The sequence below is a fragment of the Stakelama saccharophila genome (assembly GCF_032229225.1).
Taxonomy (GTDB): Bacteria; Pseudomonadota; Alphaproteobacteria; order Sphingomonadales; family Sphingomonadaceae; genus Sphingomonas; species Sphingomonas saccharophila.
Map to the genome: position 1 here is coordinate 1497882 of NZ_CP135076.1, position 25201 is coordinate 1523082.

Consider the following 25201-nt stretch of genomic DNA (forward strand, 5'->3'; position numbering starts at 1 on the left):
CGTCTGCGGAGAGCCCGATGCCCGTTACCGACACCGACCTCGCCAATGCGATCCGCGTCCTGTCCATGGATGCGGTCGAGGCCGCCAATTCGGGCCATCCCGGCATGCCGATGGGCATGGCCGATGTCGCGACGATATTATTCACCCGCTATCTCAAATACGATCCGGCCGATCCGGCATGGCCCGACCGCGACCGCTTCGTGCTGTCGGCGGGGCACGGGTCGATGCTGCTTTATTCGCTGTTGCACCTGACCGGCTATGCACGGCCGACGATCGAGGACATCCGCAATTTCCGCAAGGTCGGCAGCCCGTGCGCCGGCCACCCGGAGAATTTCGAGCTGCCCGGTGTCGAATGCACCACCGGGCCATTGGGGCAGGGGCTGGCCATGGCGGTCGGCATGGCGATGGCCGAGCGGCACCTGAATGCCGAATTCGGCGACGATCTGGTCGATCACCGCACCTGGGCGATCGCCGGCGACGGGTGCCTGATGGAAGGCATCAACCATGAGGCGATCGGCCTTGCCGGCCATCTGAAGCTCGGCCGACTGATCGTGCTGTGGGACGACAACAGGATCACCATCGACGGGTCGACCGAGCTTTCGACCAGCGAAGATATTCCGGCGCGCTATGAGGCGACAGGCTGGCATGTCGTGGAATGCGACGGGCACAATTTCGCGGATATTTCTCGCGCGTTCGACGCGGCGCTGAAGGACGACCGGCCGTCCCTGGTGCGCTGCCGCACGATCATCGGCAAGGGCGCGCCCAACAAGCAGGGCACGGCCAAGACGCACGGCGCCGCGCTGGGCGAGGACGAGGTCGCGGCGGCGCGCAAGGAGCTTGGATGGGACGCGCCGGCCTTCGAGATTCCGGGCGATATTCGCGACGTCTGGCTGCAGAACGGCAAGAGCCGCGCCGTGCCGCATGCCGATTGGCAGGAGCGTCTTGCAAGCCACGGAAAGCGCGAGGAATTCGAGCGGCGCATGGCGGGCGACCTGCCCGAGGGTTTCTCGGTCGGGGATCATGTCACCAAGCTGCTGGGCGAGCCCAGGACGGTGGCGACGCGCAAGGCGTCCGAACTGGCGCTGGAGGCGGTCAACGCCGCCCTGCCCGAAACGATCGGCGGGTCCGCCGACCTGACGGGGTCGAACAACACGCTGACCAGGGACCTCGGCACGTTCGACCGCGACAATTACGGCGGTCGCTACGTCTATTACGGTATTCGCGAGTTCGGGATGGGCGCGGCGATGAACGGCATGGCGCTGCATGGCGGCGTCATTCCCTATGGCGGGACGTTCCTGGTCTTTTCGGATTATGCGCGGCCGGCGATCCGGTTGTCCGCGCTGCAGCGCACGCGTGTCGTCTATGTGATGACGCATGATTCGATCGGGCTGGGCGAGGACGGCCCGACGCACCAGCCGATCGAGCATATGATGAGCTTGCGGGTCATCCCCAATCTCGACAGCTACCGCCCCGCCGATGCGGTCGAGACGGCGGAGTGCTGGGAACTGGCGGTCGCGCGCAAGGACGGGCCGTCGCTGCTCGCCCTTTCGCGCCAGAATCTGCCGCAATTGCGCGACGAGGCGGACGAGAATCGCTGTGCGCGCGGCGCGTATCGGTTGCGGGCCGCGAAGGCGGAGCGGCGCGTCGTCCTGATCGCCAGCGGGTCGGAGGTTTCGACCGCGGTCGAAGTGCGCGAAAGGCTTGAAGCGCGCGGCATCGGCGCCGATGTGGTGTCCATGCCGTGCTGGTCGCGCTTCGACGCCCAACCCGAAAGCTATCGCGAGGACATCCTGCCCGACGTCACGCCGGACAAAATCCTCCGCGTGTCGATCGAGGCGGGAACGACGATGGGCTGGGAACGCTACACCGGGGCGAACGGCCTGCGCTTCGGCCTCGATCGCTTCGGCGCGTCGGGACCGGGGGCGCGGTTGTACGAGCATTTCGAGCTTACCGCCGAGGCGGTCGAAACGAAGATCGCGGCGGCCGTGGGAAGATAGAATCGGTTTGGGCTGAGCCTGTCGAAACCCTGCATTTTCTTTGCTCGGGCGAAGAAGGACGGCGCTTCGACAAGCTCAGCGCGAACGGTAGGGTGATATTCCGCCGAAACGGAAATCGACGAGCAGGAGAATTATATGACGAAGGTAGCGATCAACGGGTTCGGACGCATCGGCCGCCTGGTGGCGCGCGCGATCCTGGAGCGTCCCGATTGCGGGCTCGAACTTGTGACGATCAACGATCTCGCCGACGCGAAGTCCAATGCCTGGCTGTTCGAGCGCGATTCGGTCCATGGCCGCTATCCCGGCAAGGTGGAGGTCGACGGCAACGACATCGTCATCGACGGCAAGAAGATCCACGTCACCGCCGAGCGCGACCCGGCGAACCTGCCGCACAAGGACAATGGCGTCGATCTGGTGCTCGAATGCACCGGCTTCTTCACCGACCGCGACAGCGCGCAGAAGCATATCGATGCCGGCGCGAAGAAGGTGCTGATCTCCGCGCCTGCCAAGAATGTCGACCTGACGGTGGTTTACGGCGTCAATCACGACAAGCTGACCGACGATCACCGGATCGTGTCGAACGCGTCGTGCACGACCAACTGCCTGGCGCCGGTCGCCAAGGTGCTGAACGACGAAATCGGGATCGAGCGCGGCCTGATGACGACGATCCACGCCTATACCAACGACCAGAAGATCCTCGACCAGATCCACAAGGACCTGCGCCGCGCGCGTGCCGCCGGCATGTCGATGATCCCGACCACCACCGGCGCCGCCCGCGCGGTGGGCGAGGTGCTGCCGGAACTGAAGGGCAAGCTCGACGGCTCGGCGGTGCGCGTGCCCGTGCCGGATGGCAGCCTCATCGACCTGACCTTCACGCCGAAGCGCGACGTGACCAGGGACGAGGTCAACGCGATCCTGAAGAAGGCGGCGGAGAGCGGCCCGCTGGCGGGCGTGCTCGCCTATACCGACGAGCCGCTGGTCTCGATCGACCTGGTGCATACGCCGGCGTCGTCGACGGTCGACAGCCTGGAAACCGCGGTGCTGGACGGCAAGCTGGTGCGCGTCGTGAGCTGGTATGACAATGAATGGGGTTTCTCGAACCGCATGGTCGACACCGCCGGCGCGATGGCCAGGCTCGGTTGAGCAGGCTCGCCGGCATTGCCCGCCATGGCCGCCCGCGCGGCCCCATGGAAACGCTCGATGCGGTCGAGATTACCGTGGACGGCGGGCTTGCCGGCGACTTTCGCGGGAGCGTGAAGCCCGGCGGCAGGGGCCGGCGGCAGGTTTCGCTGATCGAGGCGGAGGACTGGAACGCGGCGATGGCCGAACTTGGCCACGGTCTCGAATGGTGGCACCGGCGCGCCAACCTGCTGGCCGAGGATTTCGACTTGCCGCAGATAGCGGGGACGCGGATCCGCATCGGCGAGGCCGTCATTCTCGAAATTACGCAAGAATGCACCCCGTGCAGCCGCATGGAGGAGGTCGCGCCGGAATTGAAAACGGCGCTGACGCCCGGCTGGCGCGGCGGTGCGCTCGCCAGGGTGATCGCGCCCGGCCGCATCGTGGTCGGCGATACGATGGCGGTATTGGACTAGATCGTATTCCTGCGAAGGCAGGAATCCGGGGCTGCAAGCGACGCGCTTGATGCTCTGGGCTCCTGCTTTCGCAGGAGCACGGAACGGGAAAGCCCAACGTTCCTGCCCGCAGGAGCGCGGGGATATGCAGAAGGCACGAGGAAGGGACGAACATGGCTCGCAATTTCAAGACGCTGGACGACATGGGCGATGTGCGCGGCAAGCGCGTGCTCGTGCGCGAAGACCTGAACGTGCCGATGGCCGACGGCGCGGTGACCGACGATACGCGGCTGAAGGCGACGATCCCGACTGTCACCGAACTCGCCGACAAGGGCGCGATCGTCCTGCTGCTCGCCCATTTCGGGCGGCCGAAGGGCGAGCGCAAGCCGGAGATGTCGCTGGCGCTCGTCACCAGACCCTATGAGCAGGTGCTGGGCCGGCCCGTCCGCTTCATCGACGATTGCGCGGGCGACGACGCGGAACAGGCGGTCGCGACGCTGGGCGAGGGCGATATCGCGATTCTCGAAAACACGCGCTTCCATGCGGGTGAGGAGAAAAACGATCCGGCGCTGGCCGACGCCATGGCGAAGCTGGGCGATTTCTACGTCAACGACGCCTTTTCGGCGGCGCACCGCGCGCATGCTTCGACCGAGGGGCTTGCGCACAAGCTGCCGTCCTTTGCCGGGCGGGCGATGGAAGCCGAACTGGACGCCCTCGACAAGGCGCTGGGCGATCCCGAACACCCCGTCGCGGCGGTGGTCGGCGGCGCGAAGGTTTCGACCAAGCTCGACGTGCTGAAGAATCTGGTCGGCCGCGTCGATCACCTGATCATCGGCGGCGGTATGGCCAACACCTTTCTTGCCGCGCGCGGCGTTGATGTCGGCAAGAGCCTGTGCGAGCACGACCTGACCGATACGGCGGAGGCGATCATGGACGCCGCCGACAGCGCGGGCTGCACCGTGCACCTGCCCTATGACGCGGTGGTCGCGAAGGAATTCAAGCCGCATCCCGAGACGCGCACGGTGAATGTGCACGAGGTCGCGGCGGACGAAATGATCCTCGACATCGGACCCGCAGCGACCGAGGCGCTTGCCGATGCGCTCAAGACCTGCAGGACGCTGGTGTGGAACGGCCCGCTGGGTGCGTTCGAGACACCGCCGTTCGATGTAGCGACGGTGACGCTCGCCAGGACGGCGGCGGCGCTGACCAAGGAAGGCCAGCTCGTGTCGGTTGCCGGTGGCGGCGACACCGTCGCGGCGCTCAACCAGGCCGGCGTGGCGGACGATTTCAGCTTCGTTTCGGCTGCGGGCGGGGCGTTCCTCGAGTGGATGGAAGGCAAGGAACTGCCCGGCGTCGCTGCGCTCGCCGGATAGGCGTCAGTCCGGATCGCTCGCGCCGCGGTCGAACAGCAGGAATATGACGAGCGCAATTCCGCCGATCGCGGCGCCGGTGAGCGCGCTGAGCGTCCAGCCGCCATGCTCGAAGGTAGCCGAGCCGATCAGCGAACCGCTGGCGCCGACGACGAACATCACCGTCATATAGGCCGCGTTGACGCGCGCGCGGGCATCGCTCGAAAGCGCGAAGATGATCTTCTGCCCGGTGATCTGGTTGAGCTGCACACCGGTGTCGATCAATATCGCGGCGATGACGAAAGCGGCAACGCTGGTGGCTGCGACCGCAACGTCGGCGCCGATGAAGGACAGCGTCAGCATCAGGAGCGCGCCGAACGAGGTCCACCACATCAGGCCGCGATCGGCGAGGCTTCCGGCAAGCGGCGCTGCCAGCGCGCCGCCGGCCCCGGCCAGCGCGAACCAGGCGACCTGCTGCTGCGTGAAGTCGAAGTTGCGCAGGAGTTCGAGCGGGGCCGCGGTCCAGAACAGGTTGAACGCGGCGAACAGCATCGCCTGATAGAAGGCACGCAGGCGCAGTGCCCGGTGGCGGCGGAGCTGGCCCCATACCGAACCGAGAATGGCACCGTAACCGAGCTTCGTTTCCGGCTTGCGGGTGGGGCAGACGAACCACAAGGCGATGCCGATCGCCGCCATGAGGCCGGCCGACAGAAGGAACACCGCGCGCCAACTGATCGCATCGGCAAGGAAGCTGGCGACGGGACGCGCGAGCATGATGCCGAACAGCAGGCCGCTCATGATCGTGCCGATGACGCGGCCCTGCCGCTCCTTCACCGCCAGGTGCGAGGCGAGGGGAAGCACCACCTGCGCGCCGGTGGCGCAGATGCCGGTGATGAGCGAGGCGGCGAGAAACGAGACGGGACCGTTCGATGCCGCGATTCCGAGGCACCCCAGAATAGCGCCGGCGGTCGACAGCAGCGCCAGGCGCTTGTTTTCGAACAGGTCGCCGAGCGGCACGAACAGGGCGAGCCCCGCGCCGTAGCCGAGCTGGGTAAGGGTGGTGATCGCCCCCGCCACGCCGGGAGAAAGCCCGATTTCCGGGCCGATCGTGTCGATGAGCGTCTGCGCGTAATAGAGATTCGCAACCATCGCCCCGCAGGCGGTGGCCAAGAGGAGGATCAGACCGCGAGACAGGTTGCGCTGCGATTCCGGGGGGCTGGTGCCGTGCATCGCCCCCATAGAGGAACGGACCGCCGATTCCGCAAGCAATATCCGCTGCATATCGGCATTGCCGGACTATCGACGAGTGAGTATCACGCGCTCACAACGTCGATAATCGAAAAGACTGGGGAAGGGAAACGATGACGCCGACCGTGAAGGCCATTCTGGACAAGTACGAATCCGATTGTCCCGGCACCAAGGGCAATATTGCCCGTATCCTGATGCAGGGCAGGCTCGGCGGCACCGGCAAGCTGGTCATCCTGCCGGTCGACCAGGGGTTCGAGCACGGCCCGGCGCGCAGTTTCGCGGTCAATCCGCCGGCCTATGATCCGCATTACCATTATCAGCTCGCGATCGATGCGGGCCTTTCTGCCTTCGCCGCGCCGCTGGGTATGCTGGAAGCGGGCGCGGACACCTTTGCCGGCCAGATCCCGACGATCCTAAAGCTCAACAGCGCCAATAGCTGGGCGACGACCAAGGATCAGGCGGTCACCGGGGGCGTGGACGACGCGCTGCGGCTCGGCTGTGCGGCGATCGGGTTCACCGTCTATCCGGGCTCGGAACATTTCTTCGAACTCGCCGAGGAAATCCGCGAACTGTCGCTGGAGGCGAAGTCGGTGGGCCTCGCCACCGTCATCTGGTCGTACCCGCGCGGCGGCGAGTTGTCGAAGGCCGGCGAACTGGCGCTCGACGTCGGCGCCTATGCGGCGCACATGGCGGCGCTGCTCGGCGCGCACGTCATCAAGGTGAAGCTGCCGAGCGACCATATCGAGCAGAAGGATGCGAAGAAGGCGTACGAGAATTTCGACGCCTCGACCCAGGCGAAGCGCGTCGCGCATGTCGTGCAGAGCTGTTTTGCGGGGCGCCGGATCGTCGTGTTTTCAGGCGGCGCGGCCAAGGGGGCGGACGCGGTCTTTCAGGACGCGCGCGACATTCGCGACGGCGGCGGCAATGGATCGATCATCGGCCGCAACACCTTCCAGCGCCCGCGCGAGGAAGCGCTGGCCATGCTCGACAAGATCGTGCGGATCTACAAGGGCGAAGAATAGATCCTCCCCCGCAGGGGGAGGGGGACCACGCGACTCTGTCGCGGGGTGGAGGGGTATCCCGGTTCGCAATTGGCGAGCGAGATGCCCCTCCACCACCGGCCTGCGGTCGGCGGTCCCCCTCCCCGAGCAAGCTCGGGGAGGATCAGCCGCCCGCCTGGCGCACCATTGCTTTCAGCGTTCGCGCGTCGTGGATGGCATGGGCGTCGATGTCGTTGTTGAAATAGGCCCAGACGGAGCGGCCCGCCTTCGCCTGCCCGACCAGCCAGTCGCTCCAGTCGCGTAGCCCTTCGTCGGAATAGCGGCCGTGATATTTGCCTTCGCCGCCGTGAAACCGGACATAGGCGGCCCGTCCCGTCGCCCAGCGCGGGCTGGCGGAGCCGGGCATGTCGTGAACGCAGAAGGAGGCGCCGTGCCGATCGAGCAGCGCCAGCACATCGTCGGTGTACCAGCTCTTGTCGCGAAACTCGAAGACATGGCTATGCTTTTTTGGAAGTAGCGCGAGGAAATCCGCGAGGCGGTCGCAATCGAGCCCGAAGTTCGGCGGGAGCTGATAGAGGATCGGTCCCAGCGTCTGGCGCAGGCGCCGCGTCGGCGGCAGCATCCGGGCGAGCGAATCCTCGCTGTCCTTCAGCTTTTTCATGTGGGTGAGGTAGCGGTTGGCCTTGACGGCGTAGCAGAATCCCGACGGTGCTTGTCGAAGGTTTCGGCCTTGGGCAGGCGATAGAAACTGTTGTTGATCTCGACCGTGTCGAAATGCTCGGCATAAAAGCCGAACCAGTTCTTGACGGCGAGCTTTTCGGGATAGAACCGACCACGCCAGTGACGATAATTCCAGCCCGAGCAGCCGATGCGGATCGCGGACGCGCCGGGCCGAGGGGAAGAAGGCATATGACGATCTCCGAACAGGACGAACCGCAGGGTAACGCGCTGGAGGGCTTCGCGGCCCAATTCCGTCGGGAGGAGGCGGCGCGCGCGCCATGCCAGCTCTATCTGATCTCGCCGCTCGACATATCGGGCGATTTCGCCGAGCGCCTGGCGCGCGCGCTCGACGCCGGGCCGGTCGCGGCGTTCCAGTACCGGGTCAAGGATATGGACCAGCACGCCGCGGCGCGCGCGGCCGAGCCGTTGCAGGCGATCTGCGCCGATCACGACGTCGCCTTCATCGTCAACGACAGTATCAGCCTGGCAAAGCGGCTGGGGGCCGACGGCGTGCATCTGGGCCAGGGCGACGGCGATCCGCGCGAGGCACGGCGCAGCCTCGGCCCCGAGGTGCAGATCGGCGTGACCTGTCACGACAGCCGACACCTCGCCATGGAGGCGGGCGAGGCCGGGGCGGACTATGTCGCCTTTGGCAGCTTCTTCGCGACGACGACCAAGGACGTGGAGCACCATCCCGATCCGTCGATCCTGTCCTGGTGGTCGGCCCTGTTCGAACTGCCGAGCGTGGCGATCGGTGGTATCACGCCGGACAATTGCCGACCGCTGATCGAAGCCGGGGCCGATTTCCTGGCCGTGTGCGGCAGCGTGTGGAACGGCGACGAGGCGGCCGCCGTCCGCGCCTTTGCCGAGAAGCTCGACGCCTGACAGCTTCAGAGCCGATATCACCTGCCGGAAACAAGCGTGCCGGATTTCGTTTGAAGCACCGACCATTGGCGGTTGGGGAGTATCAGTATGCGCGGCGTTCTTATAGCGATCACGACGATTGCCCTGACGGCGGCCGGCGGGGTGGCGAATGCGGGCACGGCGCCTGCGCGGCCGGTTGCGGCGTCGCCCGACAAGATCGACTGGACGACGCTGCATGTGCAGGTGATCCTCGATCATCTCGGCTTCGGGCCGGGCGTGCTCGACGGCAGAATGGGCCAGTCGCTTCATGCCGCGCTCGAAGGCTTCCAGGAGTCGCGGGGGCTGCCCGAAACGGGCGAGATCGACCGGGCGACGTTGCGCGCCCTCCATCGCTATCGCGCGTGGCGGCCGACCAGGACGCTGACGCTGTCGCGCAAGGCGCTGGCGGGACCTTATGTCAATCCGCTGCCCGACGATCCGAAGGAGCAGGCGAAGCTGCAACGACTGGGCTATCGTTCGCCGATGGAAAAACTGGCCGAGATGTTCCACACCACGCCGGAGGTGCTGCTGGAACTCAACAGCCCGCAGACGATGCTGACGCCGGGCACGAAGGTGGTGTTCCCCAACGCGCTGCCGACCTCTCGCGCCTATCCGCAGGACCTGGAGCCGCAATGGCGGGATACGCTCAACATGCTCAATGTCGAGGCCGACGTGCCCACCGCGGATCATATCGTGGTCGACAAGTCCGACGGGGTGCTGCGCGTTCTCGACAAGCGGGACCGGCTGCTCGCGCAGTTCAGCGCAACCATGGGAAGCGAGCACGATCCGCTGCCGATCGGTCGCTGGACCATCAAGGGTGCCGACTACAATCCCGAATTTGCCTATGATCCGGACCTGTTCTGGGATGCGGATTCGAGCGAGGGCGAGGCGAAGCTGCCGCCGGGACCGAATGGCCCGGTCGGCGTCGTCTGGCTCGATCTGTCCAAGGAGCATTACGGCATCCATGGCACGCCCGCACCGGAAACGATCGGCCGGGCGGAGAGCCATGGCTGCATTCGCCTGACCAACTGGGACGCGGCGCGGCTCTCGCTGATGGTGAAACCGGGTACGCCGGCGATCTTCCAGCCGTGATCCTGTCCCGCCTCGGCTGGGCGGTGGCCGGGCTGTTGGTGTTGATAGTCATCCTGTTCGTCGCCACCACGCGCGTCGAGATCGCCCCTTTCGATACGCCGTCCAAGCGGCAGCCAGCGGACGGGGTGAACGACGCCGATATGTCCGCGGACGGGCAGGCGGCGGACCGCGGCGATGGTTCGGGCATGCTCGTCGTGCCGGTGGCCGGGGTGGCGCGCCGCGACCTCACGCCCAACTTCGCCGATCCGCGCGAAGGCGGCGCGCGGCGGCACGAGGGCCTCGACATCATGGCCGACAGGGGCACACCCGTGCTCGCCGCCGCGCCGGGGCGGATCGACAGGCTGTATTTCAGCGAAGGCGGCGGCGGGGTCACCATCTACGAACGGTCGGCGGACGGCAGGCGGACCTATTATTACGCCCATCTCGACCGCTATGCGCCGGACCTGCGCGAAGGACAGCGGGTCCGTGCCGGCCAGTGGATCGCGAATGTCGGCGACAGCGGCAATGCGGGTGCCGGGAATTACCATTTGCATTTCGGCGTGTGGCGACGCGCGCGAGGGGATGGATGGTGGCGGGGAACGCCGATCGACCCTTATCCGCTGCTGGTGTCGGAACCGGCCGGCGCGCACTGATCGAGCGCGCACGGCGGAGCGGATCGGGCGGTGCGCGGCGCAACCGGCGTCGGCGGGATTGCCCTCTGCGTCGCCACCCTCTAAATGGCCGGCCACGAGGCGGCTTGTCGTGAGCCGCCGCAACGCTCTTTCCAACGGGTAGACTCATGAAGATCAGCGGCGTGGACATTCGTCCCGGCAACATCATCGAATATGAAAACGGCCTGTGGCGGGCCGCCAAGATCCAGCACACCCAGCCCGGCAAGGGCGGCGCGTACATGCAGGTCGAAATGAAGAACCTGATGGACGGCCGCAAGACCAACGTCCGTTTCCGCTCGGCCGAAACGGTCGAGAAGGTGCGGCTGGACACCAAGGATTTCCAGTTCCTGTTCCAGGACGGCGAGATGCTGACCTTCATGGACAAGGACACGTTCGAGCAGATCACGCTGCCCACCGACATGCTGGGCGACGCCGCGGCGTTCCTGCAGGACGGGATGGACGTGACGCTGGAACTTTACGAGGACAAGCCGATTTCCGTGCAACTGCCCGACCAGATCGAAGCGGAGATCGTCGAAGCCGATGCGGTGGTGAAGGGGCAGACGGCGTCGTCTTCCTACAAGCCGGCGGTGCTCGACAACGGCGTGCGCATCATGGTGCCGCCGCATATCAGCTCCGGCACGCGCGTCGTCGTTGACGTGTACGAACAGGCATATGTGAAGCGGGCGGACTAGTTTCCCCTCCCGCCTGCGGGAGGGGTCGGGGGAGGGCCTGACCCCGCACATCCCGCGTCACGAATTTTCCCTCCCCCAGCCCCTCCCGTAAGCGGGAGGGGGGAGAGCATCATGGTTTCGCATTCGGGTCTTCTTACCATCATGGAGCGCGCCGCGCGCAAGGCGGCGCCGCGGCTTCGGCGCGACTTCAACGAGGTTCAGCACCTGCAGGTCAGCCGCAAGGGGCCGGCGGACTTCGTCTCCATGGCCGACAAGCGGGCCGAGCAGACCATTTTCGAGGAACTGCGCAAGGCGCGACCCGACTGGGGTATGTTGCTGGAAGAGGGCGGCAAGATCGAGGGCGACCCCGACAAGCCGCGCTGGATCGTCGATCCGCTCGACGGCACGAGCAACTTCCTGCACGGCATTCCGCATTTCGCCATTTCCATCGCGGTGGAAGATCCGCGCGGGGCGGGCGGTCAGCCGGAAATCACCAGCGGGCTCATCTATCAGCCGCTGACGGACGAGAGCTTCTGGGCCGAAAAGGGGCGGGGCGCCTGGTTGCATGACGGGCGGCTGCGGGTGTCGGCGCGCCGGCATCTGGACGAGTCGCTGATCGCGACCGGAATCCCGTTTCTCGGCCACGGTGATTTTGCCGAGTGGACCCGGATCTTCGGTGCCGTGGCGCCGGAGGTGGCGGGCATTCGCCGCTTCGGGTCGGCCGCGCTCGATCTCGCCTGGGTCGCGGCGGGCCGCTATGACGGCTTCTGGGAGAGCGGGCTGCAGCCCTGGGACGTGGCGGCCGGACTGTTGCTGGTGCGCGAAGCGGGCGGTTTCGTCACCGACTTTCGGGGCGGCGACCAGGCGATGACGCGCAAGCAGGTGCTGGCGGCCAACGACGCGCTGCATTCGAAGCTGCACAAGCTGGTGGCAGGGGCGCTGCGCAACAAATAGGCGGCGCATCCGCCGGCGACGAACCGCGCCGTCCGCCTTATTCGTCCTCGTTCCAGTCGATATGGCTCTTGAAGGCATCGAGCAGGCGGACCCAGAGGCGGAAGTCGCTGACGAAGTTGTTCCGCGCCACGCCGCCATTATTGAGATTGAGGTCCATCTCCAGCCGAGGATCGTTCTGGTCGTCGATATAGGCCTTGGCGAAGCGCTTTTCCCGGTTCCACTGGTTGATCAGCGAGAGGGTGCGCGGTTCGGACGTGGCGAAGCCCGCATAGAACTGGATGGTGCGGCAGTCCTTTCCGTCGGTGCAGTTGTTGAAGAAGATGGTGAAGCGATTCTTCGATCCCTCGCTGGTGATGAAGGGATCGCCGCTGGCCGAATATTCGATCTCCGCGTCATAGCCGTCGGCGCGAAGGATCTCGCTGATGGCTTGCGGGTCGGCCGTGATGTTGTGAATGAGCGCGAGCGAGGGCTTCGTCGCGGTCGCGGGCGCGGGCGAGCGGCTGGCGTTCTGTGCGGACGCGGTGGAAATGCTCGCGGAAAACGTCAAGGCGACAGCCAGGATTGCGGCTTTCATGTCGCGATCCCCTTCAAATACAGAAAATCGAAACGATATCGTACAGCGTCGGGCGCAGATGATGAACCGCCTTTTCGGCGTTCCGGTCCGCCATCTGGGCGAACCGTCGCAAAATTGGCGCGAGATTCTGTCCCCGTGGGCCTTGCCCGGTACGGGGCAGCGTCCTAGAAGCGCCTCAACTTTACCGCAACCGCGAGATGACCTTGTTCGATCTGTCGCAATATCTTCCGATCCTGATCTTTCTCGGGGTCGCGCTGGCGCTTTCGGTCGCCTTCGTCGTCCTGCCGATGATCGTCGGCCGGCTGACCGGCGCGCACAAGCCGTATCCGGAAAAGCTGACCGAATATGAATGCGGCTTTCCGGCGTTCGAGGACCCGCGCAACCAGTTCGACGTGCGCTTTTACCTCGTCGCGATCCTCTTCATCATCTTCGATCTGGAGGCGGCGTTCATCTATCCGTGGGCGGTAAGCGTGTTCGACATCGGCTGGACGGCCTGGTTCTCGATGATGGTGTTCATCGCGGAACTTGCGCTGGGCCTTGCCTATGCCTGGAAAGTGGGAGCGTTGGAGTGGGAGTAGAATTGAGCCCTCCGCCCGAGGGAAAGCTGCCCGACCAGCAGTTTTTCAATGATCTGAACGGCGAACTGACCGACAAGGGGTTCCTCGTCACCTCGACCGAGGAGCTGTTCCAGTGGGCGCGCACGGGCTCGCTGTGGTGGATGACGTTCGGCCTCGCCTGCTGCGCGGTGGAGATGATCCACGTCAACATGCCGCGCTATGACATGGAGCGGTTCGGCGCCGCGCCGCGTGCGAGCCCGCGCCAGTCGGACGTGATGATCGTCGCCGGCACGCTGTGCAACAAGATGGCCCCGGCGCTGCGCCGCGTATATGACCAGATGTCGGAGCCGAAATACGTCATCTCGATGGGTAGCTGCGCCAATGGCGGCGGCTATTATCACTACAGCTATTCGGTGGTGCGCGGCTGCGACCGGATCGTGCCCGTGGATGTCTATGTGCCCGGCTGCCCGCCGACCGCCGAGGCGTTGCTCTATGGCGTGATGCAGTTGCAGCGGAAGATTCGCCGCGCAGGGACGATCGAGCGATGAGCGAAATCGGGAACAATATCAGCCGTTCGCTTCGAGCGCAGTCGAGAAGCGTTTCCCTGCGGCGGCGTGTCTCGACTTCGCTCGACACGAACGGTGGAGATTGGGTATGAGGGCGCCTGCTCCCAAATACGCCGCCAATGACGGGGTGATCGACGCCGCGCGCTCGGCGCTTGGTGACATGCTGGTCGATGCGCGTGAGCGCGTGGGCGAGGTGCAGTTGCACGTCGCGCGCGAGCGCCTGGTCGAGGCGATGATCGCGCTGCGCGATGCGTCCGGCCTCGAATATCAGCAGCTCATGGAAATCGCGGGCGTCGACTATCCCGAGCGCGAGGAGCGGTTCGAGATCGTCTATTGCCTGCTCAGCCTGACGCGAAATCACCGCCTGCACGTCCATGTCTCCACCGACGAGGTGAAGTCGGTGCCGTCGGTGACGGGCATCTGGCCGGTCGCGGGCTGGCTGGAACGCGAAGTGTACGACATGTACGGCGTGCTGTTCGACGGCAATGCCGACCTGCGCCGCATCCTGACCGATTACGGCTTTCGCGGCCATCCGCAACGCAAGGACTTCCCGCTGACGGGCTATGTCGAGCTGCGCTATTCGGAAGAGGCGAAGCGCGTCGTGTACGAACCGGTCGAGCTGGCGCAGGATTTCCGCACCTTCGACTTCATGAGCCCGTGGGAAGGTGCCGAATACATCCTTCCGGGCGACGAGAAGGCGCATGAACCGGAAGCCAAGGGCGCGCCGACGCCGCTGACCGCCGACGAGCAGAAGAAGGCCGACGATGCGCGAGAGGCGAAGCCGAACGCTCCGGAGCCCGCGACCACCGATTCCCCGGCGCAGACCGGGGCCGGCAAGCCCGATCCGGGCAACCGGCCCGAGGAAAAGCCGGACGATCCCGATGTGGTGCCCAGCAAGGGGCAGAATCAGTAATGGCTGAATATGTTGAAGAGATGCTGGGTGAGACCGATCGCGCCGACCCGAGGGCGGGCGATGTCGAGATCCAGAACTACACGATCAATTTCGGTCCGCAGCATCCGGCGGCGCACGGCGTGCTGCGCCTCGTCATGGAACTGGATGGCGAAATCGTCGAGCGGATCGACCCGCATGTCGGCCTGCTTCACCGCGGCACCGAAAAGCTGATCGAATACAAGACCTATGCGCAGGCGCTCCCGTACATGGACCGCCTCGATTACTGCTCGCCGCTGTGCATGGAGCACAGCTTCGTGCTGGCGGTCGAGAAGCTGCTCGATCTGGAAGTGCCGTTGCGTGCGCAGTATCTGCGCGTGTTGTTCGCCGAGCTGACGCGCATTTCGAACCACATGCTGAACCTCGGCAGCCACGTGATGGACGTGGGCGCGATGACGCCGAACCTGTGGATGTTCGAGCTGCGCGAAGACTGCATGAACTTCTTCGAGCGGGCATCGGGTGCGCGCATGCACTCCAACTATTACCGCGTCGGCGGGGTGCATCAGGATGTGCCGCTGAAGCTCCTGACCGACATCGGCGAATGGCTCGACACGCGGCTGCCCAAGCTGTTCGGCGACGCCATCAGCCTGGTCGCGGAAAATCGCATCTTCAAGCAGCGCAACGTCGACATCGCGGTGGTGAGCCGCGACGACGCGATCCGCTGGGGCTTTTCCGGTCCGATGATCCGTGCTGCGGGCATCGCCTGGGATATCCGCAAGTCGCAGCCCTATGATGTCTATGATCGCATGGACTTCGAAATCCCGGTCGGCACCAATGGCGATTGCTACGACCGTTTCATGGTGCGGGTCGAGGAAGTGTACCAGTCGGCGAAGATCATGAAGCAGTGCCTGGCGGAAATGCCCGAAGGCCCGATCATGACGATGGATCGCAAGGTCGGCCCGCCCAAGCGCGGCGAGATGAAGCATTCGATGGAAGCGCTGATCCATCACTTCAAGCTCTATACCGAGGGCTATCACGTTCCCGCGGGCGAGGTTTATGTCGCGACCGAAGCGCCCAAGGGCGAATTCGGCATCTATATGGTGTCCGACGGCACCAACAGCCCGTACCGCTGCAAGATCCGCCCGACCGCGTTCAGCCATTTGCAGGCGATGGATTTCATGTCGAAGGGGCACATGCTCGCCGACACCACCGCCATTCTCGGCGCGATGGACATCGTTTTCGGGGAGTGTGACCGGTGACGATGGGAACCGCGCACAAGATGCTCTGGCTGCTGAGTCCGCTTCTCCTTGTGTTTGGATTGGTGGAACTGGTCCTCATCGAGCCGCTGGCCATCGGGCTGCTTTCGATTTCCACTGGCTCCGCGCTAATCGCGGTCGCCGTCGCAACGAACAAGAAGCGTAGCAATGGCTGAGAAACCTCAACTCCCCGACGAAACGGAAGTCCGCGCGCAGTGGAGCGATTTCGCCTGGACGCCGGAAAACGCCGCCAAGGCCAAGGAAATCATCGGCCGCTATCCGCCGGGGCGCCAGCAATCGGCGTCGATCCCGCTGCTCGATCTCGCCCAGCGACAGGTGGGGGCCGCGACGAACACGCAGGGCTGGTTGCCCGTTCCGGTGATCGAATATGTCGCCCGCGAGATCGATACGCCCTATATGCGCGTGTTCGAGGTCGCGACCTTCTATACCATGTTCAACCTGGTGCCGGTGGGCAAGTATCATGTGCAGGTGTGCGGCACGACGCCGTGCATGCTGCGCGGATCGGATGACGTGTTCGCGGCGTGCAAGAACAAGGGGCTGGCGCGCGGCAAGACGACGCCGGACGGGCTGTTCACGCTGACCGAGGTCGAGTGCATGGGCAATTGCGCCAATGCGCCGATGATGCAGATCAACGACGATAATTACGAAGACCTCGATTACGACAGCACGACGCGCATTCTCGATGCGCTGGCCGGCGGCGAAACGCCCAGGCCGGGACCGCAGGTCGACCGCCAGACTTCCGCGCCGCAGGGCGGCCCGACCACGCTGAAGGCGATGGCCGAGGAAAACCATGATTATCGCGGGGAGTGGGCATGAACCTGCTGATCGCCATTCTGGTCGGGGTCGTCGCGGTCGTCATCCTGGTGGCGCTGTTGAAGCTCGCGCTCGGGCTGATCGTGCTCGCGATCGGGGTGGGGCTGGCCGTGCTGGCCTATTTCTTTGCCGAAAAGCTGATCGGGAGGGGACGATGAACCGCTATTCCGTCATCCCGGCGAAGGCCGGGATCGCCATGTTTCATCCCGCACCCCAGCGGCTGGAGACCCCGGCCTGCGCCGGGGTGGCGAACGGAGTTCGTCATGCTCGCTGACAAGGACCGCATCTTCACCAACGTCTATGGCTATCAGTCGTGGCAGATCGGTGCCGCGATGAAGCGCGGCGACTGGGACAACACGAAGAAGTTGCTCGAAATCGGGCAGGACGACATCATCGACCGGGTGAAGGCGAGCGGATTGCGCGGGCGCGGCGGCGCGGGATTTCCGACCGGTGTGAAATGGGGTTTCATGCCCAAAGAGCCGAAGCCGGATCGGCCCAGCTTCCTCGTCATCAATGCCGACGAATCCGAACCCGGCAGTTGCAAGGACCGCGAGATCATCCGCCACGATCCGCACAAGCTGATCGAGGGCGCGCTGGTGGCGGGCTTCGCGATGCGTGCGCGGGCGGCGTACATCTATATCCGCGGCGAGTTCATCCGCGAGGCGGAGAACCTGTTCGCCGCGGTGGCCGAGGCATACGACAAGGGCTTTCTCGGCAAGAATGCCTGCGGATCGGGCTATGACTTCGACGTTTTCGTCCACCGGGGCGCGGGTGCGTATATCTGCGGCGAAGAGACCGCGATGCTCGAAAGCCTGGAGGGCAAGAAGGGTCAGCCGCGGCTGAAACCGCCCTTTCCGGCGGGCGCGGGGCTGTATGGCTGTCCGACGACGGTCAACAACGTCGAATCCATCGCGGTGGTGCCGACGATCCTGCGGCGCGGGGCGGAATGGTTCGCGAGCTTCGGCCGCGAGAACAACCGCGGCACCAAGCTGTTCCAGCTTTCGGGCCACATCAACACGCCGTGCGTGGTCGAGGAGGAAATGTCGATTTCCTTCCGCGAGCTGATCGAGCGGCACGGCGGCGGCATACGCGGCGGCTGGGACAATCTGCTCGCGGTGATTCCGGGCGGATCGTCGGTGCCGCTGGTGCCGGCCGAGCAGATCATCGACGCGCCGATGGATTTCGACGGGCTGAAAGAGCTGAAATCGGGCCTCGGCACCGCGGCGGTTATCGTGATGGACAAGTCCACCGACATCGTCCGCGCGATCAGCCGGATCAGCTATTTCTACAAGCATGAGAGCTGCGGCCAGTGCACGCCGTGCCGCGAGGGCGCGGGCTGGATGTGGCGAGTGATGGAACGGCTGCGCACCGGCGATGCCGACGTCAACGAGATCGACACGCTGTGGGAGGTGACCAAGCAGGTCGAGGGCCACACGATCTGCGCGCTGGGCGATGCCGCCGCCTGGCCGATCCAGGGCCTGATCCGCCATTTCCGCCCCGAGCTGGAACGCCGCATCGCCGAGCGCCAGGCGCCGGGTGGGGCCGAACCGATGATGGAAGCTGCCGAATAATGCCGAAGGTAACCGTAGACGGAACCGAGATTGAGGTGCCGCAGGGCGCCACCGTGCTGCAGGCATGCGAGCTTGCCGGCAAGGAGATCCCGCGCTTCTGCTATCATGAGCGGCTGTCGATCGCCGGCAATTGCCGCATGTGCCTGGTCGAGGTGAAGCCGGGGCCGCCCAAGCCGCAGGCGAGTTGCGCGCTGCCCACGGCCGACGGGCAGGAGATCCGCACCGATAGCGCCATGGTCAAAGCCGCGCGCGAAGGCGTGATGGAGTTCCTGCTCATCAATCATCCGCTCGACTGCCCGATCTGCGACCAGGGCGGCGAGTGCGACCTGCAGGACCAGGCCATGGCGTACGGCAAGGGCTGGTCGCGCTATGACGAGAACAAGCGCGCGGTCACCGAGAAATATATGGGGCCGGTCGTCAAGACGATCATGACCCGGTGCATCCATTGCACCCGCTGCGTGCGCTTTGCCGAGGAAGTCGCGGGCGTCGAGGAAATCGGCGCGATCTATCGCGGCGAGGACATGCAGATCACGTCCTATCTCGAAGAGGCCGTGCACAGCGAATTGTCCGGCAACGTCAACGACCTGTGCCCGGTCGGCGCGCTGACGCACAAGCCTTATGCGTTTGAATATCGTCCTTGGGAACTCGGCAAGAGCCTGGCGATCGACGTGATGGATGCGGTCGGCACCAATATTCGCCTCGATCGGCGTGGGCGCGCCGTGCTTCGCTGCCTGCCGCGCGTCAACGACGAGGTGAACGAGGAGTGGGCGCACGACAAGACCCGCTATCATGTCGACGGTCTGATCCGGCGGCGGCTCGACCAACCCTATGTCCGGCGCGACGGCAAGCTGGCCGCCGCAAGCTGGGAAGAGGCGTTCGACGCCATAACCGAGGTCGCAAAGACCGCGAAATCGAATGTCGCCGCGATTGCCGGCGATCTCGTCGATTGCGAGACGATGTTTGCGGCCAAGGCGCTCGTCGGGGAAATGGGCTCGTCGCTGCTCGAAGGGCGGCAGACGGGCATGGATTATGACGTGTCGAGCCTGTCGGCGGTCAATTTCAACACCACCATCGCGCGGCTCGAAGAGGCGGATGCGATCCTCGTCGTCGGCTCGAACGTCCGCTGGGAAGCGCCGCTGGTCAACACGCGCATCCGCAAGGCGGTGCGCAAGCAGGGTGCGAAGGTGTTCGGCATCGGTCCCGAGGTCGACCTGACCTACAAGGTCGAATGGCTGGGCAACGATCTGTCGCTGCTCGGCAAGCTGCCCAAGGCGGCGAAGGACGCGTTCGCGGACGCCAGGAAGCCGGTGGTGATCGTCGGCGGGGCGGCGCTCGCCGGCGGACATGGCGGCGCACTGGCGCTCGCCAAGTCGCTGAAGCTCGTCCGCACACTGGAAGACGGCACGACGTGGAACGGGTTCAACGTGCTGCACATGTCGGCGGCGCGGATGGGCGGGCTGATGCTGGGCTATGCGCAGGCGGGCGGCCTAGCCGACATTATCGCGGCGAAGCCCAAGCTCGCCTTCTTCCTGGGCGCCGACGAGGTCGATTATTCGCGCTTCGCCGATAGCTTCAAGGTCTATATCGGGCATCACGGCGATGCCGGGGCGCATGCCGCCGACGTCATCCTGCCGGGCGCGAGCTATGCCGAGAAGCCGGGCACCTATGTGAACCTGGAAGGCCGGGTGCAGCGCGGCGACCGCGCGGTGTTCCCGCCGGGCGACGCGCGCGAGGACTGGACGATCCTGCGCGCGCTTTCGGAGAAGCTGGGCCATACCCTGCCGTTCGACACGTTCGAGGAACTGCGCGCGCAGATGGCGGCCGATGCGCCGGCACTGGCGAACGAAGGCCTCGCCACGTTCGAATGGAACCCGCCGGCGCTCGACAAGAAAAGCGAGGGCGAGGTCGCCTATCCGATCCACGACTTCTATCTGACCAACGCCATCTGCCGCGCCAGCCCGACGATGCAGCGCTGCTCGGCCGAACTGGTCCACGGTGAAGACTTTGCGGAGGCCGCGGAGTGATGGCAGCGATTTTTACCAATACCGTTCGCTTCGCGCGTAGTCGAGAAGCGGTAAAGCAGCGTCCGGCTGACGTGTCTCGACTGCGCTCGACACGAACGGGTGAGGGGGGAGTGAAGTGACAGCCTTCTTCGAATCCCTGGGGATGATGCACGGCTGGGCATGGTTCCTCGCGACCATTGTCGGCATCCTCGCCATCGCGTTGCCGGTGATGTTGGCGGTCGCCATGGTGATCTATGCCGACCGCAAGATCTGGGCGGCGATGGCGCTCCGGCGCGGGCCGAACGTGGTCGGGCCGCTGGGATTGCTCCAGTCCTTCGCCGACGGCCTGAAGGTCTTCCTTCAGGAAACGATCATTCCGTCGGGCGCGAACAAGGGCATCTTCCTGCTCGCCCCGATCATCACCTTCACGGTCGCGCTGATCGTATGGGCGGTGGTGCCGTTCCAGCCCTATGTCGTGCTCGCGAACATCAATGTCGGCCTGCTCTACGTGCTCGCGGCCTCGTCGCTGGGCGTGTACGGCGTGATCCTGGCCGGTTGGGCGTCCAATTCCAAATATCCCTTCTATTCGGCGATCCGCGCGGCGGCGCAGATGGTGTCCTATGAGGTCGCGATCGGTTTCGTCCTGATCTCGGTCGTGCTCTGGTCGGGCAGCTTCAACCTGACGGAAATCGTCGAGGCGCAGCGTGATATCTATGGCCTGGGCATCCTGAACGGGTTCGGCTTCAACATCCTGCTGTTCCCGATGGCGGTGGTGTTCTTCATCTCCGCACTGGCGGAGACGCAGCGCCCGCCGTTCGACCTGACCGAGGCGGAATCGGAACTCGTCGCGGGCTATCAGACGGAATATTCGTCGATGAGCTTCGCGCTGTTCTGGCTGGGCGAATATGCCAACGTCATCCTGATGTGCGCGCTGAACGCGATCCTGTTCTGGGGCGGCTATCTGCCGCCGCTCGACATTCCGTTCCTCTACGCCGTGCCCGGCATCATCTGGCTGCTGGCCAAGATGTGCTTCTTCTTCTTCCTGTTCAGTTGGGTGAAGGCAACGGTCCCGCGCTATCGCTACGACCAGTTGATGCGGCTGGGCTGGAAGATTTTCCTGCCGCTGAGCCTGGTGTTCGTGGTGCTGATTTCCGGTTTCCTGATGCTCACCCGTTACGGAGTTCCCGCATGAGTGTCGCGCAGACGATACGATCCTTCACGCTTTGGGAGTTCATCGGCGCGCACGCCAAGACGCTGAGCTACTTCTTCAAGCCCAAGGCGACGATCAACTATCCATATGAGCACAACCCGGTAAGCCCGCGCTTTCGGGGCGAGCACGCGCTGAGGCGCTATCCCAACGGCGAGGAACGCTGCATCGCGTGCAAGCTGTGCGAAGCGATCTGCCCTGCGCTCGCCATCACGATCGAGGCCGAGCCGCGCGATGACGGATCGCGGCGCACGACGCGCTACGACATCGACATGACGAAGTGCATCTATTGCGGTCTGTGCCAGGAGGCGTGCCCCGTCGATGCCATCGTCGAGGGGCCGAATTACGAATTTTCGACCGAAACGCGCGAGGAATTGATCTATCAGAAGGACAAGCTCCTCGAAAACGGTGACCGTTGGGAACGCGCGATCGCGGCGAACCTTGCCGCCGACGCGCCGTACCGTTAAGCGCGCCGTGACTATCGATTCCGTTCCGTTCGGGCTGCGCCTGTCGGTGCCCTCGTGCACCTGGCGGCCCATACGGAGTTCAGGGGGCATGTTCGTTCAGTGATCCAAGCAATCGCCTTCTACCTGTTCGCCGCGGTGGTGCTGATCTCCGCCGCGATGACGATATCGGCGCGCAACCCCGTGCATTCGGTGCTGTGGCTGATTCTCGCCTTCTTCAACGCCGCCGGCCTGATGGTGCTGGTCGGTGCGGAGTTCATCGCGATGCTGCTCGTCATCGTCTATGTCGGTGCGGTCGCGGTGCTGTTCCTGTTCGTGGTGATGATGCTCGACATCGATTTCGCCGAGTTGCGCGCAGGCTTCGTCAAATATTTCTGGATCGGGTTCACGCTGGCCGTGGCGCTGGTCGCCGAGATCCTGATCGCCGTGGGCGCCTGGACGGCCGGCGGCATCGATATCGCCAGGCGCATTGCGCCGGTCGATCCGGCGGTGCCCAATATCGAGGCGATCGGGCGCCTGCTCTATACGCGCTATCTTTTCGTGTTCGAAGGCGCCGGGCTGGTGCTGCTGGTCGCGATGATCGGCGCGATCGTGCTGACGCACCGGCAGCGCGCGGGCGTGCGGCCGCAGAAGATCAGCCGCCAGATCAACCGCCGGTCGAAGGACGCGATCCGCAATGTCGATGCGCCCGTGGGGCAGGGGGTGGAGCTGTGATCGGCCTTACGCACTATCTCGTCGTTTCGGCGATCCTGTTCACCATGGGGGTGCTCGGCATCTTCGCCAACCGCAAGAACCTGATCGTCATCCTGATGGCGATCGAGTTGATCCTGCTGGCGGTGAACCTGAACCTTGTGGCCTTTTCCGCCTATCTCCACGATCTGGTGGGGCAGGTCTTCGCCATGTTCGTGTTGACCGTAGCCGCCGGCGAGGCGGCGATCGGGCTGGCGATCCTGGTGATCTATTTCCGTGGCCGCGGCTCGATCGCGGTCGATGACGTCAACCGGATGAAGGGGTGATCATTCGGTGATCCAGCTTATCGTATTCCTGCCGCTGCTCGCTGCCGCTTTCGCCGGGCTCAGCAATCGCGCCTTCGGGGCGACGCTGCCCAAGATCGTGACGACGGGCGCCCTGTTCATCGCCTGCGCGCTGTCCTGGCCGATCTTCATCGGTTTTCTGCAGGGCACGTCGGAGCCGAGCGTCGCGCCCATCGCGACCTGGATGATGTCGGGCGATTTCGACGTTTCCTGGGCGCTGCGCGTCGATGCGCTGACGGCCGTCATGCTGGTCGTGGTGACCACGGTGTCCTCGCTCGTCCACCTGTATAGCTGGGGCTATATGGACGAGGACCCGGATCAGCCGCGTTTCTTCGCCTATCTGTCGCTGTTCACCTTCGCCATGCTGATGCTGGTGACGGCGAACAACCTGATCCAGCTCTTCTTCGGCTGGGAAGGCGTCGGCCTGGCATCCTATCTGCTGATCGGCTTCTGGTTCCAGAAGGCGAGCGCGCGTGCCGCGGCGATCAAGGCTTTCGTGGTCAACCGGGTGGGCGATCTGGGCTTCATGCTCGGCATCTTCGGCACGTTCCTGGTGTTCGGCACCGTCTCCATCCCCGAGATTCTCGCCGCCGCACCCGGCATGGCGGGGTCGACGATCGGCTTTCTGGGCCTGCGTGCCGACACGATGACGGTGCTGTGCCTGCTGTTGTTCGTCGGCGCGATGGGCAAGTCGGCGCAGATCGGCCTGCACACCTGGCTTCCCGACGCGATGGAAGGCCCGACCCCGGTGTCGGCGCTGATCCACGCAGCGACCATGGTGACCGCGGGTGTGTTCATGGTGTGCCGCCTGTCGCCGATGTTCGAAACGAGCCCGGTGGCACTCGGCGTCGTCACCTTCATCGGCGCGCTGACCTGCTTCTTCGCGGCGACGATCGGCACGGTGCAGACGGACATCAAGCGCGTGATCGCCTATTCGACGTGCAGCCAGCTCGGCTACATGTTCTTTGCCGCCGGCGTCGGCGCATATGGCGCGGCGATGTTCCACCTGTTCACGCATGCCTTCTTCAAGGCGCTGCTGTTCCTCGGCGCGGGCTCGGTCATCCATGCGATGCACCACGAGCAGGACATGCGCTATTACGGTGCGCTGCGAAAGGAGATCCCGGTCACCTTCTGGGCGATGATGGCGGGCACCCTGGCGATCACCGGCGTCGGCATTCCTTTCCTCGACATCGGCTTTGCCGGGTTCCACTCCAAGGATTCGATCATCGAGAGTGCGTTCGCCGCGGGCGGAATGGGCGCGTATTGGGCCGGCGTGATCGCCGCGCTGCTGACGAGCTTCTATTCCTGGCGGCTGATGTTCCTGACGTTCTGGGGCAAGCCGCGCTGGGCGGGTTCGGAGCATATCCAGCATGCGATCCACGACGCGCACGGCCATCACGAGGCGGAAGATGCGCATGTCGAACATCCGACGCGCGAGGTGGAGGACAATCCGCAGGCCGAGGATGCGGGAGCGGAGCCGCACGAGGCCGGCCCGCGCAAGACCGACATGCCGGGTGGAACGGGCGGATATCATCCGCATGAAAGTCCGTGGATGATGCTGGTGCCGCTCGTCGTCCTGTCGATGGGGGCGGTGTTCGCCGGCGTGTTCTTCCACCAGTTCTTCATCGATCCGGAGGCCGGCGCGAATTTCTGGAAGGGCAGCCTGTTCTTCAACGAGCATCTGGCGCACGCAGCGCACGAAATCCCGGAATGGGGCAAGCTGGCCGCGACGATCGTGATGCTGATCGGATTGGTGACGGCCTGGTACGGCTATATCCGGAACAAGGAGTTTCCGGCGCGCACGGCGGATCACTTCCGCGTCCTGTACCGCTTCCTTCTCCACAAATGGTATTTCGACGAGATCTATCATTTCCTCTTCGTGCGTTCCGCGTTCGCTTTCGGGCGGCTGTTCTGGAAGCGCGGCGACGAGGGCACGATCGATCGCTTCGGGCCGAACGGCTCGGCGGCGCTGGTGGCCTTCGGCAGCCGGATCGCCGGACGCGTTCAATCGGGATATCTCTACGCTTATGCATTCGTCATGCTGATCGGGCTCACCGCCGCGGTTACCTGGGCAATCACGCGGTAAG

At 64.8% G+C, this 25201-nt stretch carries 26 protein-coding genes and 1 pseudogene; 24 read left to right on the plus strand and 3 right to left on the minus strand.

The features are described 5' to 3' along the window. Positions 1–17: 17 nt before the first annotated feature. The 4 genes from tkt (at position 18) to RPR59_RS07070 (ending at position 4944) form a co-directional block, all read left to right on the plus strand. Positions 18–1997 carry a transketolase gene (gene tkt, locus RPR59_RS07055; RefSeq protein ID WP_313918090.1) on the plus strand — a complete coding sequence of 660 codons (1980 nt, stop codon included), beginning with the start codon at positions 18–20 and terminating at the stop codon, positions 1995–1997. Between the two features lie 135 nt (positions 1998–2132). Further along, entirely contained in the window at positions 2133–3140 is a 1008-nt protein-coding gene (gene gap / locus RPR59_RS07060) for a type I glyceraldehyde-3-phosphate dehydrogenase (RefSeq protein ID WP_313918092.1), read from the plus strand. Then, complete coding sequence (locus RPR59_RS07065) at positions 3137–3592, plus strand: MOSC domain-containing protein (RefSeq protein ID WP_313918095.1); 456 nt, start codon at positions 3137–3139, stop codon at positions 3590–3592. The genes gap and RPR59_RS07065 overlap by 4 nt, the downstream gene beginning before the upstream one ends. 152 nt (positions 3593–3744) lie before the next feature. Further along, positions 3745–4944, plus strand: a complete 1200-nt coding sequence (locus RPR59_RS07070) for a phosphoglycerate kinase (RefSeq protein ID WP_313918097.1) — start codon at positions 3745–3747, stop codon at positions 4942–4944. Positions 4945–4947: 3 nt separating this feature from the next. On the opposite strand, the gene RPR59_RS07075 is transcribed toward RPR59_RS07070, so the two are convergent. Continuing rightward, on the minus strand, positions 4948–6150 hold the full coding sequence (locus RPR59_RS07075) for an MFS transporter (protein WP_313918099.1): 1203 nt from the start codon (positions 6148–6150) through the stop codon (positions 4948–4950). Between the two features lie 131 nt (positions 6151–6281). Between RPR59_RS07075 and RPR59_RS07080 the strand changes: the two genes are divergently transcribed. Continuing rightward, on the plus strand, positions 6282–7190 hold the full coding sequence (locus RPR59_RS07080) for a class I fructose-bisphosphate aldolase (protein ID WP_313918102.1): 909 nt from the start codon (positions 6282–6284) through the stop codon (positions 7188–7190). 142 nt (positions 7191–7332) lie between these two features. Here RPR59_RS07080 and RPR59_RS07085 read toward each other — a convergent pair. Then, positions 7333–8078 (minus strand): annotated as a pseudogene (locus RPR59_RS07085) (DUF72 domain-containing protein). Between RPR59_RS07085 and thiE the strand changes: the two are divergent. The 5 genes from thiE (at position 8079) to RPR59_RS07115 (ending at position 12159) form a co-directional block, all read left to right on the plus strand. Continuing rightward, complete coding sequence (thiE, locus tag RPR59_RS07095) at positions 8079–8774, plus strand: thiamine phosphate synthase (RefSeq protein ID WP_313918108.1); 696 nt, start codon at positions 8079–8081, stop codon at positions 8772–8774. Between the two features lie 87 nt (positions 8775–8861). Continuing rightward, positions 8862–9884, plus strand: a complete 1023-nt coding sequence (locus tag RPR59_RS07100; protein WP_313918110.1) for a L,D-transpeptidase family protein — start codon at positions 8862–8864, stop codon at positions 9882–9884. Next, on the plus strand, positions 9881–10516 hold the full coding sequence (locus RPR59_RS07105; RefSeq protein ID WP_313918112.1) for a M23 family metallopeptidase: 636 nt from the start codon (positions 9881–9883) through the stop codon (positions 10514–10516). Before RPR59_RS07100 ends, RPR59_RS07105 begins: the two co-directional genes overlap by 4 nt. Before the next feature lie 146 nt (positions 10517–10662). Then, positions 10663–11226 carry an elongation factor P gene (gene efp / locus RPR59_RS07110; protein WP_313918114.1) on the plus strand — a complete coding sequence of 188 codons (564 nt, stop codon included), beginning with the start codon at positions 10663–10665 and terminating at the stop codon, positions 11224–11226. Positions 11227–11337: 111 nt separating this feature from the next. Then, entirely contained in the window at positions 11338–12159 is an 822-nt protein-coding gene (locus RPR59_RS07115) for an inositol monophosphatase family protein (RefSeq protein ID WP_313918116.1), read from the plus strand. A gap of 37 nt (positions 12160–12196) precedes the next feature. On the opposite strand, the gene RPR59_RS07120 is transcribed toward RPR59_RS07115, so the two are convergent. Beyond that, positions 12197–12733 (minus strand): YbjN domain-containing protein, encoded by a 537-nt coding sequence (locus RPR59_RS07120; RefSeq protein WP_313918118.1) that lies wholly within the window; start codon positions 12731–12733, stop codon positions 12197–12199. A 203-nt stretch (positions 12734–12936) separates the two neighbouring features. On the opposite strand from RPR59_RS07120, the gene ndhC reads away from it, so the two are divergent. The 14 genes from ndhC to nuoL all read left to right on the plus strand — a co-directional run bounded on the left by ndhC (position 12937) and on the right by nuoL (position 25200). Beyond that, positions 12937–13311 carry an NADH-quinone oxidoreductase subunit A gene (gene ndhC / locus RPR59_RS07125; protein ID WP_313918403.1) on the plus strand — a complete coding sequence of 125 codons (375 nt, stop codon included), beginning with the start codon at positions 12937–12939 and terminating at the stop codon, positions 13309–13311. Beyond that, a complete protein-coding gene (locus tag RPR59_RS07130; RefSeq protein ID WP_313918120.1) occupies positions 13302–13838 on the plus strand; it encodes a NuoB/complex I 20 kDa subunit family protein in 537 nt (178 codons plus the stop codon). The genes ndhC and RPR59_RS07130 overlap by 10 nt, the downstream gene beginning before the upstream one ends. 106 nt (positions 13839–13944) lie before the next feature. Continuing rightward, positions 13945–14769 (plus strand): NADH-quinone oxidoreductase subunit C, encoded by an 825-nt coding sequence (locus tag RPR59_RS07135; protein ID WP_313918122.1) that lies wholly within the window; start codon positions 13945–13947, stop codon positions 14767–14769. Further along, positions 14769–16004, plus strand: coding sequence for an NADH-quinone oxidoreductase subunit D (locus tag RPR59_RS07140; protein ID WP_313918124.1), 1236 nt, complete (start codon positions 14769–14771; stop codon positions 16002–16004). The genes RPR59_RS07135 and RPR59_RS07140 overlap by 1 nt, the downstream gene beginning before the upstream one ends. Then, on the plus strand, positions 16001–16177 hold the full coding sequence (locus RPR59_RS07145; protein ID WP_313918126.1) for a hypothetical protein: 177 nt from the start codon (positions 16001–16003) through the stop codon (positions 16175–16177). The genes RPR59_RS07140 and RPR59_RS07145 overlap by 4 nt, the downstream gene beginning before the upstream one ends. Continuing rightward, complete coding sequence (locus tag RPR59_RS07150; protein WP_313918128.1) at positions 16170–16838, plus strand: complex I 24 kDa subunit family protein; 669 nt, start codon at positions 16170–16172, stop codon at positions 16836–16838. The genes RPR59_RS07145 and RPR59_RS07150 overlap by 8 nt, the downstream gene beginning before the upstream one ends. Further along, positions 16835–16993: a hypothetical protein gene (locus RPR59_RS07155; protein ID WP_313918130.1), complete on the plus strand. Its 159-nt coding sequence runs from the start codon at positions 16835–16837 to the stop codon at positions 16991–16993. Before RPR59_RS07150 ends, RPR59_RS07155 begins: the two co-directional genes overlap by 4 nt. Before the next feature lie 105 nt (positions 16994–17098). After that, on the plus strand, positions 17099–18406 hold the full coding sequence (nuoF, locus tag RPR59_RS07160) for an NADH-quinone oxidoreductase subunit NuoF (protein WP_313918131.1): 1308 nt from the start codon (positions 17099–17101) through the stop codon (positions 18404–18406). Further along, the gene (gene nuoG / locus RPR59_RS07165; protein WP_313918133.1) at positions 18406–20430 is read left to right on the plus strand and encodes an NADH-quinone oxidoreductase subunit NuoG; all 2025 of its coding nucleotides are present in this window, start codon (positions 18406–18408) and stop codon (positions 20428–20430) included. Before nuoF ends, nuoG begins: the two co-directional genes overlap by 1 nt. 115 nt (positions 20431–20545) lie before the next feature. Further along, positions 20546–21601, plus strand: a complete 1056-nt coding sequence (gene nuoH / locus RPR59_RS07170; protein ID WP_313918135.1) for an NADH-quinone oxidoreductase subunit NuoH — start codon at positions 20546–20548, stop codon at positions 21599–21601. Next, a complete protein-coding gene (gene nuoI, locus RPR59_RS07175) occupies positions 21598–22083 on the plus strand; it encodes an NADH-quinone oxidoreductase subunit NuoI (RefSeq protein ID WP_313918137.1) in 486 nt (161 codons plus the stop codon). Before nuoH ends, nuoI begins: the two co-directional genes overlap by 4 nt. A 99-nt stretch (positions 22084–22182) precedes the next feature. Then, a complete protein-coding gene (locus tag RPR59_RS07180) occupies positions 22183–22794 on the plus strand; it encodes an NADH-quinone oxidoreductase subunit J (protein ID WP_313918139.1) in 612 nt (203 codons plus the stop codon). Further along, entirely contained in the window at positions 22791–23096 is a 306-nt protein-coding gene (gene nuoK / locus RPR59_RS07185) for an NADH-quinone oxidoreductase subunit NuoK (protein WP_313918141.1), read from the plus strand. The genes RPR59_RS07180 and nuoK overlap by 4 nt, the downstream gene beginning before the upstream one ends. Before the next feature lie 7 nt (positions 23097–23103). Then, complete coding sequence (gene nuoL, locus RPR59_RS07190) at positions 23104–25200, plus strand: NADH-quinone oxidoreductase subunit L (protein WP_313918143.1); 2097 nt, start codon at positions 23104–23106, stop codon at positions 25198–25200. Position 25201: the final 1 nt, after the last annotated feature.

Bases quoted from the DNA above. Each gene is read 5' to 3' on its own strand.
- RPR59_RS07135 (WP_313918122.1), top strand. From the start codon at position 13,945: ATGAGGGCGCCTGCTCCCAAATACGCCGCCAATGACGGGGTGATCGAC.
- gap (WP_313918092.1), top strand. From the start codon at position 2,133: ATGACGAAGGTAGCGATCAACGGGTTCGGACGCATCGGCCGCCTGGTG.
- tkt (WP_313918090.1), top strand. From the start codon at position 18: ATGCCCGTTACCGACACCGACCTCGCCAATGCGATCCGCGTCCTGTCC.
- nuoF (WP_313918131.1), top strand. From the start codon at position 17,099: ATGCTCGCTGACAAGGACCGCATCTTCACCAACGTCTATGGCTATCAG.
- RPR59_RS07155 (WP_313918130.1), top strand. From the start codon at position 16,835: ATGAACCTGCTGATCGCCATTCTGGTCGGGGTCGTCGCGGTCGTCATC.
- RPR59_RS07100 (WP_313918110.1), top strand. From the start codon at position 8,862: ATGCGCGGCGTTCTTATAGCGATCACGACGATTGCCCTGACGGCGGCC.
- RPR59_RS07075 (WP_313918099.1), bottom strand. From the start codon at position 6,150: ATGCACGGCACCAGCCCCCCGGAATCGCAGCGCAACCTGTCTCGCGGT.
- RPR59_RS07140 (WP_313918124.1), top strand. From the start codon at position 14,769: ATGGCTGAATATGTTGAAGAGATGCTGGGTGAGACCGATCGCGCCGAC.
- RPR59_RS07070 (WP_313918097.1), top strand. From the start codon at position 3,745: ATGGCTCGCAATTTCAAGACGCTGGACGACATGGGCGATGTGCGCGGC.
- RPR59_RS07080 (WP_313918102.1), top strand. From the start codon at position 6,282: ATGACGCCGACCGTGAAGGCCATTCTGGACAAGTACGAATCCGATTGT.
- nuoI (WP_313918137.1), top strand. From the start codon at position 21,598: ATGAGTGTCGCGCAGACGATACGATCCTTCACGCTTTGGGAGTTCATC.
- RPR59_RS07120 (WP_313918118.1), bottom strand. From the start codon at position 12,733: ATGAAAGCCGCAATCCTGGCTGTCGCCTTGACGTTTTCCGCGAGCATT.
- RPR59_RS07115 (WP_313918116.1), top strand. From the start codon at position 11,338: ATGGTTTCGCATTCGGGTCTTCTTACCATCATGGAGCGCGCCGCGCGC.
- RPR59_RS07150 (WP_313918128.1), top strand. From the start codon at position 16,170: ATGGCTGAGAAACCTCAACTCCCCGACGAAACGGAAGTCCGCGCGCAG.
- efp (WP_313918114.1), top strand. From the start codon at position 10,663: ATGAAGATCAGCGGCGTGGACATTCGTCCCGGCAACATCATCGAATAT.
- nuoG (WP_313918133.1), top strand. From the start codon at position 18,406: ATGCCGAAGGTAACCGTAGACGGAACCGAGATTGAGGTGCCGCAGGGC.
- thiE (WP_313918108.1), top strand. From the start codon at position 8,079: ATGACGATCTCCGAACAGGACGAACCGCAGGGTAACGCGCTGGAGGGC.